We start from the raw sequence: 13384 nt of genomic DNA, 5'->3' as shown, positions 1-13384 counted from the left end.
GAAGGCCCTACGCGCCGCCCGAAAGATAGGGGTCCAGCTCAAGCACCGATTCGAACAGGAAGTGATCCACGATGTGGCAGAGCATGTGCCCCGCCGCGATGTGGATTTCCTGGACCAGCGCGGTCTCGCGGCCGGGAACCTGGATGAGGTGGTCGCACAGGGGCTGCATCTCGCCCCCCTGCTGGCCGGTCATTCCCACGGTGACCAATTCGCGTCGGCGGGCCTCGCGCAGGGCGGTCAGGACGTTGGGGCTGGCGCCCGAGGTGCTGATGCCCACCAGCACGTCTCCCCGGTTGCCCAGGGCCTGGACCTGTTTCTCAAAGACGCGGTCGAAGCCGTAGTCATTGCCGATGGCGGTCAGAATCGAGGTGTCCGTGGTCAGGGCCAGCGCGGGCAGCGGCGGCCGCTCGAGCACGAAGCGGTTCACGAATTCGGCGGCCAGGTGCTGGCTGTCGGCGGCGCTGCCGCCGTTGCCGCAGAAAAGGATCTTTCCCCCGCGCGCCAGGCACACGGCCATGGCGCGGGCGATCTCCACCAGTTGCCCGGAGCGTTCCTCGAAAAATTTCTCACGTATTTCAAGCCCTTTGCGGGCATGTTCGCGGATCTTGGCCAATGCTTTCTCGGACATGCGCAATCCCCCTCGGTGCCGTCGCACGGCCCCCGTGTACTGTACTTCACCATTTCGTGCAATCGATGAAAACGGCCTGAAATCGGCCACCTGAAAGCCTCGGCGCGGAACGGCATGACAAAAATGCAGATGCGCGCGACTAATGCAGAAATTTCTTTTTTTCCGGCGGGAATTGGGCTATGGAACATTCCTGCATTTCCATAGGACCCGATACCCAACATCTTTCCCCACTGAGAGGAGGTTGACGATGAAGAAGTTCGGCAGACTGTCTCTGCTGGCGCTGGCTCTCGTTCTCGGCGCTCTGCTTCTGGTCACCGGCTGCAGCAAGGAACCGGAAACGATCAAGATCGGCTTCAACATTCCGCTCACCGGCGACATCCCGAAGGTCGGCGAGGCGTCCAAGTACGCCGCCGAAATGCTCAAGGAGGACATCAACTCCAAGGGCGGCCTGGAAGTGGGGGGCAAGAAATACAAGCTTGAGTTCATCTACCAGGACAACGAATCCAAGGCCGACTCGGCCGTGAACTCGGCCCTCAAGCTCATCGAGCAGGACGGCGTCGTGGCCATCGTCGGCCCCAACTCCTCCAAGCAGGCCGTGCCCGCCGGCGGCATCTGCAACGAGCGTGAGACGCCCATGATCTCGCCCTGGTCCACCAACCCCGACACCACCAAGGGCCGTCCGTGGGTCTTCCGCGCCGCCTTCCTGGATCCCTTCCAGGGCCCCGTGGCCGCCAACTTCGCGGCCAAGCAGTTCGGCGCCAAGACCGCGGCCGTGATCTTCGACATCGCCAACGACTACTCCAAGGGCCTGGCCGACATCTTCAAGCAGGTCTGGGAGCAGAAGATGGGCGCCGGATCCCTGGTGGCCTTCGAGTCCCACGGCACCAAGGACCAGGACTTCTCGGCCCAGCTGACCAAGATCATCGACGCCAAGCCCGACTTCATCTTCGTGCCCGACAACTACAACCAGGTGGCCCTGATCGTGAAGCAGGCGCATGACCTGGGCTTCAAGAATCCCTTCATGGGCGCCGACGCCTGGGGTTCCGCCGAACTCATGACCCTGTGCGGCAAGGACTGCGTGGGCCAGTTCTTCTCCACCCACTACGCCGCCGCCGGCGCGCAGGGCGAGACCAAGGTCTTCATCGACCGCTACAACCAGAAGTACGGCTACGTGCCGGACGACGTGGCCGCCCTGACCTGGGACGCCACCCGCATCGTGCTCCAGGGCATCCAGGACGCCGGCAAGTTCAACGCCGACGTCAAGGCCGAGCGCAAGGCCATCCGCGACGCCATCGCGAACATCAAGGAGTTCAAGGGCATCACCGGCTCCATGAAGTTCGACGCCGAGGGCGACCCGATCAAGTGCGCCGTGGTCGTGCGCATCAGCGAGGACGGCCAGTTCACCTTCGCCGAGTCCGTCTGCCCGTAAGGGACGGCCTTTGATCGCGGCGGGGACCTTGAGGTCCCCGCCGTTTTTCAAGGGCTTTGCTTTTTCCGAGTAAAAAGGGCATGAAGGCGCGCAAAGGATTCTCGCCCCCGCAGCCTGCACAGCCCGGACACCCGAAAGAGGACCCGACGTGGAATTCGTTTTCCAGAACATCCTGAACGCGCTGCAATGGGGCAGTTTCTACGCCCTCATCGCCCTGGGCTACACCCTGGTCTACGGGGTGCTCCTGCTGATCAACTTCGCCCACGGCGACATCTTCATGGTCGGCGCCTACATCGCCTATTTCGTGGCCACCCTGTTCCTGGGGACCATGGGCCTCGGCCCCACGGCCACTCTCGTGCTGGCCGTGCCCCTGACGATGATCCTCACCTCCTGCGTGGGCGTGACCCTGGAGCGCGTGGCCTACCGCCCCCTGCGGCGCAAGGGCGCGCACCGGCTCTACGTGGTCATCACCGCCCTGATGTGCGGCCTGATGCTGGAGAACGGCAACCTGGCTCTGCTGGGCGCCAGCCGCAAGTACTTCCCCGAGCTGATGGAGAAGACGGTCTACTCCTTCGCGGGGCTCTCGGTGACCAACCTCAAGGTGGTGGTCATCATCACCGCCTTCATCGCCTTCGCCGTGCTCCAGTTCATCGTCACCAGGACCAAGATCGGCATGGCCATGCGCGGCATCTCCTGGGACAAGTTCGCCATCCCGCTCATGGGCATCCCGGTGGACAGCATCATCGTCTTCACCTTCGTCCTGGGCTCGGGCATGGCCGGGCTGGCGGGCCTGCTCTTCGCCATGGCCTATCCCGTCCTGGAGCCTTACATGGGAGCGCTCATCGGCTGGAAAGCCTTCATCGCGGCGGTGGTCGGCGGCATCGGCGACATCCGCGGGGCCTTCCTCGGCGGCTTCCTCCTGGCCTTCCTGGAGATCGGCGTGGCCGCCGTGTTCCCCTCGACTTTGCGCGACCTGATCGCCTTCACCGTGCTCCTGCTCATCATGTGGCGCAAACCCACGGGCATCTTCGGCGTGGCCAAACACCAGAAAATCTAGGCAAGCGGATAACCGACGATGCAACGATACGCCCTGAACGCCTTGCTCCTCGTCCTGGCCCTGGTGATCATCGGCCTCTCCCAGGCCGGGGCCATCGACCTCTACGTGCAGTCCGTGATCATGTTCATGGCCATCAACGTGATCATGTCCTCCAGCCTGAACCTCGTGAACGGCAACATGGGCGAGTTCTCCTGCGGCCACGGCGGCTTCATGTGCGTCGGCGCCTACGTGGGCTCACTGCTCTCCATGCTCCTCTTCACCAACAGCAAACTCTTCGGGGCCGCGCTCCTGCCCCCGGCCACGGCGGTCTTCCTCTTCCCCATCGTGCTGCTGGGCGCGGGCGTGGTCGCGGCCCTGGCGGGGATCATCGTGGCCGTGCCCTCGTTCAAGACCCGTGGCGACTACCTGGCCATCATCACCCTGGCGGTGAACTACATCGTCATCTCGGCCATCCAGAATCTGGACGTCATCGGCGGCCCCAGGGGGCTCACCGGCATGCGCCCGACCATCGCGGCCATGGGCGATGTGGTGAACCTGCCCTGGATGATGATCTGGGTTCTCATCGGCTGCTTCGGCTCGGTCTTCCTTATCCGCCGCTACATCTCCTCGACCTACGGCAAGGGCGTCAACGCCGTGTGCCAGGACGAGATCGCGGCCGAGATCATGAGCGTGGACACCAACCGCATCAAGCTGGTGACCTTCATGATCTCCTCCGGGCTGGCCGGCGTGGCCGGAGCGCTCTACGCCCATGTGGTCGGCTACCTGAACCCGGGCTCCTTCGACATCCTCAAGTCCACCGAGGCCATGGTCATGGTCTACCTGGGCGGCATGGGCTCCCTGTCGGGCTCGGTGATCTCGGCGGTGGTCTTCACCATTCTGCTGGAGGCCCTGCGCCCCCTGCAGATCTACAAGTGGGTCATCGTGCCCCTGATCCTCATCCTGCTCATGCAGTTCCGGCCCGAGGGCATCATGGGCAACAAGGAGCTGTCCGACCTGTTCCCCAGGATGCGCAAGTACTTCACGTTCAAGTAGCGGTCGGAGACGGAGACGAGATGACGCTTCTTTCCATCAACGGACTGACCCAGAAGTTCGGCGGCCTCCTGGCCGTCTCCGACTTCAACATCACCCTCGAGGGCGGCGAACTCGTCGGCCTCATCGGCCCCAACGGCGCGGGCAAGACCACGGTCTTCAACCTGGTCTCGGGATTCTACCAGCCCACGGACGGCGAGATCATCCTCAACGGGTCCAAGACCAAGGGGCTGCGGCCCCATCAGGTCACGGCCCTGGGCGTGGCCCGCACCTTCCAGAACATCCGCCTCTGGCACGACATGACCGTGCTGGACAACATCCGCGTCTCCCAACACTACCGCATGGGCTACAGCCTGCTGGACGCCTTCCGGCGCTCCAAGCGGTACCGGGAGAACGAAAAGCGCATCGACTCCATCGCCCTGGATCTGCTGGAGGCCATGGACCTGCGTCAGTACGCGGACGAGTACCCCAAGAACCTGCCCTACGGCCTGCAGCGCCGGGTGGAGATCGCCCGGGCCATGTCGGTGAAGCCCAAGCTGCTGCTTTTGGACGAGCCCGCGGCGGGCCTGAACTCCGCCGACGTGGACGGGCTCATCAAGCTGGTGCGTTGGATTCACAAGGAGTTCGGGATCACCATCTGGATGATCGAGCACCAGATGAAGGTGGTCATGAGCCTGTGCTCCTGGATCAAGGTCATCGACTTCGGCTCGACCATCGCCGAGGGCACGCCCGAGCAGATCCAGAGCAACCCCACCGTGATCAAAGCCTACCTGGGAGACGACACGATTTGAGCACGCTCTTGGAAGTGACGGACCTCAAGGTCCGCTACGGCAACATCGAGGCCCTGCACGGACTGACCTTCCACGTGGACGAAGGGGAGATCGTGACCCTCATCGGGGCCAACGGCGCGGGCAAGACCACCACGCTGCTCTCCATCAGCCGGGTCTACCCCCCCGAGGGGCCCAAGGTGGTTTCGGGCGACATCCGCTACAAGGGCCAGAGCATCCTGGGCGTGGCGCCGGACAAGGTCGTCTCGGAGCTGCACGCCGTGCTCGTGCCCGAGGGGCGGCGCATCTTCGGCAACCTCACCGTGGAGGAGAACCTCAAGCTGGCCACCTACGCCCGCAAGGATTCCGACGCGGACATCCAGCACGACTACGAACGGGTCTACGGACTCTTCCCGCGCCTGGCCGAGCGCCGCAAGCAGCGCAGCGAGTCCCTCTCCGGCGGCGAGCAGCAGATGCTGGCCGTGGGCCGGGCGCTCATGTCCCGCTGCACCTTCATCATGCTCGACGAGCCGAGCATGGGCCTGGCCCCGCTGCTCATGTACGACATGTTCCGCACCCTCAAGGAGCTGAACAGCCAGGGCCTGACCATCCTGCTCGTGGAGCAGAACGCCAAGCTGGCGCTCAAGTTCGCCCACCGGGGCTACGTCATCGACACCGGCGAGATCGTGGCCCAGGGACCGTGCGACACGCTCATGGATGATCCCGAGGTGAAGAAGGCCTACCTCGGCGGCTGAGAGCCGGTTCACGGAGGAACCACCCCAACAGCGGTGCTGAAAAAAAACCACGGCCGGTGCGTCTTGAAGGGACGCCCCGGCCGTATCTTTTTCGCCCTCCGCCCGCGCGTTTCGCAGGCAGCCGATACATGATTCGTGACGCCGCGCTAGGCCCCCTGTCCCTCGCCTGAGGACTCCCCCTCCTCCTTGCGGCCGGGCCGGATGCCGAAGCGGCCGAGAATCTCGGCCAGCTTGGCCTTCATGTTCGTGGTCGTGCGCGCGACCAGTTCCAGATCCACCAGCACCACGGCCTCTATCTTCACCGAGGCCCCCTCCCAGAGGGAAAGCACGGCCAGCTTGAGCGGCTCTTCCATCTGAAGCAGCCCCATGGCGGCCGCCAGTTCACGGCCCGTACGCTGACGGAAGAGCAGCATGTCCGGCCGCCCGCGGTCCGCGGCCCATATTTTGGTCTTGCGGATCTTGGTCAGACCCGAGGCGAACAAAGCATCCACCTCGGCCAGGGGCGCCCGGCGCAGGCGCAGGGAACGGACCACGAGCTTGCCTCCCTCGGGCGCGGCCAACTCCCGCAGCAGATGCAGGAATTGATTCTCCAGCAGATGGAAGAGCACTCGTTCCAAGGAGCCGAAGTCGAAGGTGCCGACCAGGGCTCTGACGCTCTCCGGGGCGGCCGGGAAAAAGGCGTTCAGGGCCTGGGCGAAGCTGTCCCGGGTCACGCCCACGGCGATGACCGCGCCCACGCCCGAGGCCACGGCCTGCTCCACCAGGAACTGCAAGACCCTGGGATCGGGCCGTGCCACGTCGTCCGTCGCCCGTCCTCCCTCGCGGGAAGCCCAGAGATGCTCCAGGTACCGATCCCGCAGCTCACGCATGGCCTCGTCGATGCAGACGATGCGGGCCACGAAATCCACATCGGCGCGCGTGAGCACACTCTCCGGGATGAACGCCAGGCCCTTGTTCAGGCAGGAGAGGACCACCTTGAAGGTCTTCTGCTCCTCTGAGTCCGTGCCCAGGCGCTCGATGGCGCTCTGGATGCGGGTCTTCTCCACGTTCTGAGCCAACGGGTTCAGCCGGGCCAGCACGTCGTCGAAGGCGTAGCGGATGCAGAGCTGCTGTCCCTCGCGCGTCAGGGCGTAACGGTCGCCGGAACGGATGTCCTCGAAGGCGTCCTTGACCTGCTGGGCCACGAAACGCTCGATGAAGGCCCGCCAGAAATTCTGGTCCAGCTCCATCTGCTGGATCAGGGCGTTGTACTTGTCCAGTCCGCCGGCCCCGAAATGCCGCAGCACGATCTCCTCGAAATTGTCCGTGATCAGGCCCAGGGCGTAGACCACTCCCTGGACGCACTTGATGAGCAGAGTCTCGGTGTTCTCCAACTGGACGCGCAACTGCTCGGCCCGGTCCCGATCCGGACCGTCCTTGCTCTTGCCGTAGTGCGTGAGCAGGACGATGAAGGCGCCGGTGAGCTTGCGGACGTATTCGTAGGCTGGATGCTCACCGCCGCGCTGGCAGATGAGGTTGATGACGCTGTTTTGCTGCGTCTCCAGCAAGGGATATTCGTTGATGTTGGCCCGGTTGGCCCGGATGAACTCCAGAAGGAGTTCCCGCTCCATGACCTCTCGCAGGGCGCTGCGTTCCTTGAGCTGGGCGAGCTTGTCCAGGTAGGCCGAAAGCCGTTGACCGCGCTCCGGCGCCTGGGTGTCGTCGGAGACTTGGGAGGCGGCGGTTTGATTCTCGGGTGATGTGGTCGATTCCGGCATGACTCCGCTCCAGGGACGAAGAAAAGAGTACTCAGTGTCAGGAAAACGAGAAGAAAGTCAAGGGCGGTGACGCTCAAGACGCCTTGACGCGTCTGCTCCCCTGGGTCAGAAGGGGCGATGATCATCTGCAACCGTTGCGGCGCGGCCAACCTTGACGAGGAACTCGTCTGCATGGAATGCGGCCGCAAACTCCAATCCGGCATCCACGGCGCGGGCGTCGAACAGAAGAACGCCGAAACTCGCGGACCGTTGAGTCCCATGCGCGTCCAGCCCTCCTCCGCCATGCTGAGGAGACTGCTGCTCAAAGGCCTGGAGGCTTGGGTCTACGCTTTGATCCTGGGCGCGGCGGGCGTCTTCGCCGTGATCACCGGGAAATGGCAGGCCCTGGCTCCGGCCGTGGCCTTCATTGGGCTGGTGGCGTGGACCCGGAAGGTGTAGCCGGAGCGGGCTCCGCCCCGGTGGCGTTGCCGAAGGTGCCCGCGCGCAGTTCATCCTGAAGGATGGTCGGAATCGGCCGGTTCCAGAAGGCGTTTTCCTTCTCCACGGTGAGCTGCTTGGCCGTCTTCTTGCCCACGCACCGGGCCTGGCCGCCGATGGGACAATCGGGCTCGGTCAGACTGAAGACCCCACTCATCTTGGCCGGATCATACGTGTAAGGGATGGTCCGCAGGAGCACCGGCACGGTCTCCCCGCGCACGAGGATGGCCTCGCCGGTCACGCTGCAGGTGAAGCGGGTGTCCTTGGCGCCGTAATGCACGGTGTAGAGATAGACACCGGCGTCGATCTTGGCCACGAAGGCCAATTCGTTCTTCTTCTTGCACAAGAGCCGCGAGAGGGCCGAGGAGCAGAGGCAGAGGTTCATGTCGTCGGGACCGGCCTGCTGGGCCGACGCCGGAGCCGCCAGGGCGAACGCGAGGAGAAGGGCGAGGATGACGCGCATGGTCGTGGTCACTCCCGGAGCAGAAAGGTCTGAAACCCCTCGGGACTGTCGGTCTCGCACTGCTCCCGGCAGCCGGTGCACTGGTAACTGCCTTCCTTGTAGTACCAGACCGCCCTGGCCGGATCGGGGCAGTGAAAGCCCAGGTACACCGATTGGTCCACGTTGCCGCGGAAGCGGCGGTAGCCCTGGTCCCGGATATACTCCACAAAACGCATGGCGCCCCGCCTCAGCCCTCGAAGCTGAACTCCAGGATGAAACCGCCGTGCTCGGTTTCGAAGGGAATGGCCATGATCGGCCCGGAAGAGATGTGGGAGATCACGTGGTTGTCTCCCATGATCACGGTGGGGGTTCCGGCCTGGAAGACCATGCCCATCTCGGCCAGGCCGCTGCGGGCCTGCCCGGAAACCATGTTGGTGATCTCGCCCACCGCGTCACGCACATCGGTGAGGATGTCCGTGATCTCGTCGCCGAGCATGTTCTTGACGATGGCCACGGCGCAGGCCTTCTCGAAGGACAGGGAGATGGTTCCGTTCTTGGCCCCGGTGATGCCCACCACGGCGGAGACGTCGCCCTTGGCCAGGCTGTCCCGCTTGACGTAGGGCTTTCCCGCCTTGGGCGAAATCATGGCCATCATCGAGAGCACGCCCACTGTGGCGCTGACGAAAGGCTTGGCGATATTGACGGTATCCACGTGCGGCAACCTACCTCATCGAAAACCCGGGGGCCCGGCGCACCGATTTCCCCATCCGTTTCACGAATCCATACAATGATTGCAGCGCCTTTGCCAAGTATAAAGCGCCCATGCGCGTTCCGGCGCCGGCCCGGCGGGCGCGAAGGGGCGTACGCCGGGGCTTTGGGAATGACAGAGAAATCCTTTCCCGTTTCCAGATTTACAGTGCGTACGGGTTTGTGTTACGCTTTCTTTACACGACAACGTAACCACCTGCCCTTTCACTCCCTTCTCAGCTCCTTGTCGAAAAATCCTTCTTGCGGGAAGGCGTGTTTTTTTTTCTAAACTATGTCTAGAAAACTCCCTGTATTTCCGACGAGTATCTTTGATCAGTACTGTTGAAAACTTTCACGGTTTCCAAATAATCTCCGATAACCGCCTTTATCATCCCAATTCAGCCAAAGCTTTCATTTTTTTCCGCCCTCCCCCTGTACAAAAAATGCCCGCGGGCGTATACCTGACCCCACGTTCGCTGTGCTGTTTCACTGTGTCGGCGCAAGCCGAATTCTCCGCCGGAGCGGGACGGGGATGCCCGCGGAGTTCCCCCGCGATGTCCGTCTTCTCCGTACCGGCCCCCTCAACCGGCGCGTCTCGCGCCCCGGCTGGACATGGAAGAACACGCCTCCATATGGACTCATGTGCGCGGTCTGCAGCGTCTGTCCCTCTGTGACTGGCCCGGCCGCTCCTGTTGCGTGATCTTCCTCGGAGGCTGCAACCTCCGCTGCCCCACCTGCCACAATTTCGAGCTGGCCTGGAACATGGAGAGCCAGCCCCTGTTCGCCCGCTCCAAGCTCCTGCTCTTCCTGGCCGAGCGCAAACGCTGGCTGAACGGGGTCACGGTCACCGGCGGCGAGGCCACCTGCGCCCCGGGACTGGGCGAACTGCTTTACGAAATCCGCAAGATCGGCCTGCCCGTGAAGCTGGACAGCAACGGCATGCGCCCTGAAATCCTGGCCGAGGCCCTGGATTCCGGGCTGGCCGAACACTGCGCCGTGGACGTCAAGGGCCCCTACGCCCTGTATCCCGCCCTGAGCGGGGACCGCGTCACCGCCGCCGAGGCGAGGCGCAACCTGGAGTCCGTCTTCGCCCAGGCCGAGCGCCGTCCCGGTGCGTTTTCCTTCCGCCTGACGCGCGTTCCCGGGCTGACCGGCGACGACATCGAGACCGCAAGGGGTTACCTCCCCGCTGGACATACACTCACGCTGCAAACGTACAGAGCCCCGAGGAGAGCAAATGCCCACGCAGATCATGAAGCGCGACGGCCGGTTGGAAACGTGGTCAACGGATAGGATCGCCCAAGCCATCTTCAAGGCCCTGCAGGCCAGCGGGATCAAGGATCCCATCCTCTCCAAGCGACTGGGCAAGAAGGTCGAGGCCAAGCTCGAAGGCATCGAGATTCCCGAGCAGGAATTCGTCCAGGACATGGTCGAACAAGTGCTCATGGAATCGAGGCTCTACACCGTGGCCCGCCGCTACGTGCTCTACCGTGAGAAACGCCGCCAACTGCGCAACCAGCGCGAGGCCTACCTGGACATCAAGGAGATCATCGACGACTACCTCGGCAAGGCCGACTGGCGCGTGTCCGAGAACGCCAACATGACCCACTCCTTTCAGGGCCTCATGCTCCACCTCTCGGGCACGGTGCAGGCCCGCTACGCCCTGGAGAAATATCCCGAGGAAGTGCGCCTGGCCCACGAGCACGGCTACTTCCACATCCACGATCTTTCCTTCGGCCTGGCCGGCTACTGCGCGGGCTGGAGTCTGCGCGACCTGCTCCTGGAAGGTTTCAACCTGGAGGGCCGCTCCTCGGCCGGTCCCGCGCGCCATTTCGACTCGGTCCTGGGCCAGATGGTCAACTTCCTGGGCACGCTCCAGAACGAGTGGGCCGGAGCCCAGGCCTTCAACAACGTGGACACCTACCTGGCCCCCTTCGTGCGCCACGACCAGCTCTCCTACGACGAAGTGCGCCAGGCCATGCAGAAGTTCGTCTTCAACCTGAACACGACCTCGCGCTGGGGCGGCCAAAGCCCGTTCACCAACCTTTCCTTCGACCTCGTGCCGCCCAGGCACATCGCCGACGAGGCGGTGATCATCGGCGGCAAGCTCCAGGACTCCACCTACGGCGAGTATGTCGAGGAAATGGAGATGATCAACCGCGCCTTCCTGGAGGTCATGTTCGAGGGCGACTACAACAGCCGCATCTTCTCCTTCCCCATCCCGACCTACAACGTGACCAAGGACTTCCCCTGGGATTCGGAAATCGGCGAACTGCTGCTCAAGCTCACGGCCAAATACGGCGTCCCCTACTTCCAGAACTTCATCAACTCCGACCTCTCGCCCGAGGACGTGCGCTCCATGTGTTGCCGCCTCCAGATGGACCTTCGCGAACTGCGCAAGAAGACCGGCGGTCTGTTCGGCGCGGGCGACCTCACCGGCTCCATCGGCGTGGTGACCCTGAACCTGCCCAAGCTGGCCTACCTGGCCCAGAGCGAGGAAGACTTCCTGGAGCTGGTCACGGAGTACTCCGAACTGGCCAAGAATTCCCTGGAGTACAAGCGCAAGCTCATCACCAACAACCTGGAGAACGGCATGTTCCCCTGGTCCCGGAGGTACCTGCGCAACGGATACAAGGGGCACTTCTCGACCATCGGCATCCTGGGCGGTCACGAGGCCTGCCTGAACCTCCTGGGCAAGGGCATCGAAACCGAGGCGGGCATCCGGCTCATGCGCCGGACCCTGAACCATCTGCGCGACCTCACCTCGCGCTTCCAGGAGGAGACCGGCAACCTCTACAACCTGGAGGCCACGCCCGCCGAAGGCACGAGCTACCGCCTGGCCAAGATCGACAAAAGCCTCTATTCCGAGATCCAGGCCCAGGGCAACGGCACGCCCTACTACACGAACTCCACGGCCCTGCCCGTGCATCTCTGCGACGATGTGATCATGGCCCTGGAACACCAGAACCAGCTCCAGCCGCTGTACACCGGCGGCACGGTTTTCCACACCTTCCTGGGCGAGTCGGCGGCGGACATGGGGGCCCTCAAGCAATTCATCATCAAGGCCTTCAGCATGACCAAAATCCCCTACCTGTCCATCACGCCGACCTTTTCCATCTGCAAGGAGCACGGCTACCTGCGCGGCGAGCAGGACGCCTGCCCGGAATGCGGCGCGGAAACCGAAATATACACCCGCATCGTGGGCTATTACCGCCCCGTGTCCCGCTGGAACAAGGGCAAGCAGGCCGAGTACCACGACCGGGTGACCTTCCACGGGGTCTGCTGAGCCCGCACCGCTTCCGCGACTTCCCGATGACGAAAAAAGGCCCCGAGGGATCGGGGCCTTTTTTCGTCATCATGCGGCGACGGGTGCGCCCGCTCACTCCAGCGACAACGGCATCTCCCTCAGCGCCGGGATCGTGATCCGCGCCCGCACGGACTCGGCGTGATCAAGGAGCCAGTCGCCCGCCGCGCCGCTCACCTCCTGGCGGCGAAGCTCGGTGGCCACCTGTGCGCAAAAGGCTTCCACGGCGTCCTGCGCCCGCCCGCGTTCGCCCGCATCGCTCCAGCGGACGCCGGACAGGACGTCCAACACCTCTCCGGCCTCCATTCCAAGCCGGGGCAGGGCGCGGACGCCCCGGGCGGCCCATTTGTAGAACGGCGCATGACGCCTGTTGAGCAGAAAGACGCAGGACACCGCCTGTTCAGCGAAACGCGCCGCGCAGAACAGGACGGCCGCCGCGTCCTCCCGCGAGCCCATGCGGAGCAGGTTGTACTGCCCGGCCTGCGCCATGTCGAAACAGCGGACCGCGAGCCTTTTCAGCCGGAGATCCTTGGGGAAGGAGGTCAGCAGGGTCTCCCGCCATGCGGAGAACAGGCCGAGGTTGTCCTCGAAGACCTCGCCGTTGGTGCAGACGGCCAGGTTCGGTTCGGGAATGAGCCGCCATTCCCGCCAGCTCTCGGGCGGGCGGCGAAGTCCGGTGAAGCGTTCGTAGAAATCCTCCACGGACAAGGGGCCCACGCGATCCGCCGGACGCGGCGGGTTCAGCCGCGTCGCATGATCTCGAAACTCATCGGGCAGCTCAGCCAACGCCGTGAGAATCGACTCGCGCGACGCTTCCAGCTCATTCGCCGGAAGCCAGACGCAAAAAGCCGGTCCCCAGTCATGGTCACGGGAAAGGACGTCGTCGAAGCCGAAGCATTCCGAGCCTTCCCCCACCAGCCCGACCGCCATGTGGGGGAAAACATCCGGAAGCAGCCAGCGCAGAATGTCCCGCCCATATTCGGCATAAAAAA

The 13384-nt window shown here is 63.8% G+C and carries 14 protein-coding genes; 8 read left to right on the top strand and 6 right to left on the bottom strand.

The genetic code is table 11. From position 1 onward, the window contains the following. Positions 1-7: 7 nt before the first annotated feature. The gene (locus tag H587_RS0104045; RefSeq protein ID WP_027175177.1) at positions 8-628 is read right to left on the bottom strand and encodes a D-sedoheptulose 7-phosphate isomerase; all 621 of its coding nucleotides are present in this window, start codon (positions 626-628) and stop codon (positions 8-10) included. Between the two features lie 247 nt (positions 629-875). Between H587_RS0104045 and H587_RS0104040 the strand changes: the two genes are divergently transcribed. The 5 genes from H587_RS0104040 to H587_RS0104020 all read left to right on the top strand — a co-directional run bounded on the left by H587_RS0104040 (position 876) and on the right by H587_RS0104020 (position 5665). Further along, positions 876-2057, top strand: a complete 1182-nt coding sequence (locus tag H587_RS0104040) for an ABC transporter substrate-binding protein (protein ID WP_027175176.1) — start codon at positions 876-878, stop codon at positions 2055-2057. Between the two features lie 148 nt (positions 2058-2205). Beyond that, on the top strand, positions 2206-3114 hold the full coding sequence (locus tag H587_RS0104035) for a branched-chain amino acid ABC transporter permease (RefSeq protein ID WP_027175175.1): 909 nt from the start codon (positions 2206-2208) through the stop codon (positions 3112-3114). 18 nt (positions 3115-3132) lie between these two features. Further along, on the top strand, positions 3133-4146 hold the full coding sequence (locus H587_RS0104030) for a branched-chain amino acid ABC transporter permease (RefSeq protein WP_027175174.1): 1014 nt from the start codon (positions 3133-3135) through the stop codon (positions 4144-4146). A 20-nt stretch (positions 4147-4166) separates the two neighbouring features. Continuing rightward, the gene (locus H587_RS0104025) at positions 4167-4934 is read left to right on the top strand and encodes an ABC transporter ATP-binding protein (RefSeq protein WP_027175173.1); all 768 of its coding nucleotides are present in this window, start codon (positions 4167-4169) and stop codon (positions 4932-4934) included. Next, on the top strand, positions 4931-5665 hold the full coding sequence (locus H587_RS0104020) for an ABC transporter ATP-binding protein (RefSeq protein ID WP_027175172.1): 735 nt from the start codon (positions 4931-4933) through the stop codon (positions 5663-5665). The genes H587_RS0104025 and H587_RS0104020 overlap by 4 nt, the downstream gene beginning before the upstream one ends. Positions 5666-5811: 146 nt before the next feature. On the opposite strand, the gene H587_RS17180 is transcribed toward H587_RS0104020, so the two are convergent. Continuing rightward, a complete protein-coding gene (locus tag H587_RS17180) occupies positions 5812-7422 on the bottom strand; it encodes a hypothetical protein (protein WP_051202429.1) in 1611 nt (536 codons plus the stop codon). Positions 7423-7539: 117 nt separating this feature from the next. On the opposite strand from H587_RS17180, the gene H587_RS17175 reads away from it, so the two are divergent. Then, on the top strand, positions 7540-7860 hold the full coding sequence (locus H587_RS17175) for a zinc ribbon domain-containing protein (protein WP_051202428.1): 321 nt from the start codon (positions 7540-7542) through the stop codon (positions 7858-7860). Here H587_RS17175 and H587_RS0104005 read toward each other — a convergent pair. Genes H587_RS0104005 through H587_RS0103995 form a run of 3 tightly spaced genes read right to left on the bottom strand, consistent with a single transcriptional unit; the run spans position 7826 to position 8996 of the window. Then, the gene (locus H587_RS0104005; protein WP_027175171.1) at positions 7826-8362 is read right to left on the bottom strand and encodes a hypothetical protein; all 537 of its coding nucleotides are present in this window, start codon (positions 8360-8362) and stop codon (positions 7826-7828) included. The genes H587_RS17175 and H587_RS0104005 overlap by 35 nt on opposite strands. A gap of 8 nt (positions 8363-8370) precedes the next feature. Further along, positions 8371-8577, bottom strand: a complete 207-nt coding sequence (locus H587_RS0104000; protein ID WP_027175170.1) for a hypothetical protein — start codon at positions 8575-8577, stop codon at positions 8371-8373. Between the two features lie 11 nt (positions 8578-8588). Then, on the bottom strand, positions 8589-8996 hold the full coding sequence (locus H587_RS0103995; protein WP_051202452.1) for a chemotaxis protein CheX: 408 nt from the start codon (positions 8994-8996) through the stop codon (positions 8589-8591). A 734-nt stretch (positions 8997-9730) separates the two neighbouring features. Here H587_RS0103995 and H587_RS0103990 point away from each other — a divergent pair. Both H587_RS0103990 and H587_RS0103985 read left to right on the top strand, forming a co-directional pair. Beyond that, a complete protein-coding gene (locus H587_RS0103990; protein WP_342662364.1) occupies positions 9731-10381 on the top strand; it encodes an anaerobic ribonucleoside-triphosphate reductase activating protein in 651 nt (216 codons plus the stop codon). Next, positions 10326-12374 (top strand): ribonucleoside triphosphate reductase, encoded by a 2049-nt coding sequence (locus H587_RS0103985; RefSeq protein WP_027175167.1) that lies wholly within the window; start codon positions 10326-10328, stop codon positions 12372-12374. Before H587_RS0103990 ends, H587_RS0103985 begins: the two co-directional genes overlap by 56 nt. A 93-nt stretch (positions 12375-12467) precedes the next feature. On the opposite strand, the gene H587_RS0103980 is transcribed toward H587_RS0103985, so the two are convergent. Then, entirely contained in the window at positions 12468-13322 is an 855-nt protein-coding gene (locus H587_RS0103980; protein WP_211219487.1) for a DUF4037 domain-containing protein, read from the bottom strand. Between the last annotated feature and the right edge of the window lie 62 nt (positions 13323-13384).

The organism is Desulfovibrio aminophilus DSM 12254 (genome assembly GCF_000422565.1).
Classification (GTDB): Bacteria; Desulfobacterota; Desulfovibrionia; order Desulfovibrionales; family Desulfovibrionaceae; genus Aminidesulfovibrio; species Aminidesulfovibrio aminophilus.
The sequence above is the reverse complement of the archived record's forward strand: the minus strand, read 5'-3'. Positions and strand labels throughout refer to the sequence as shown.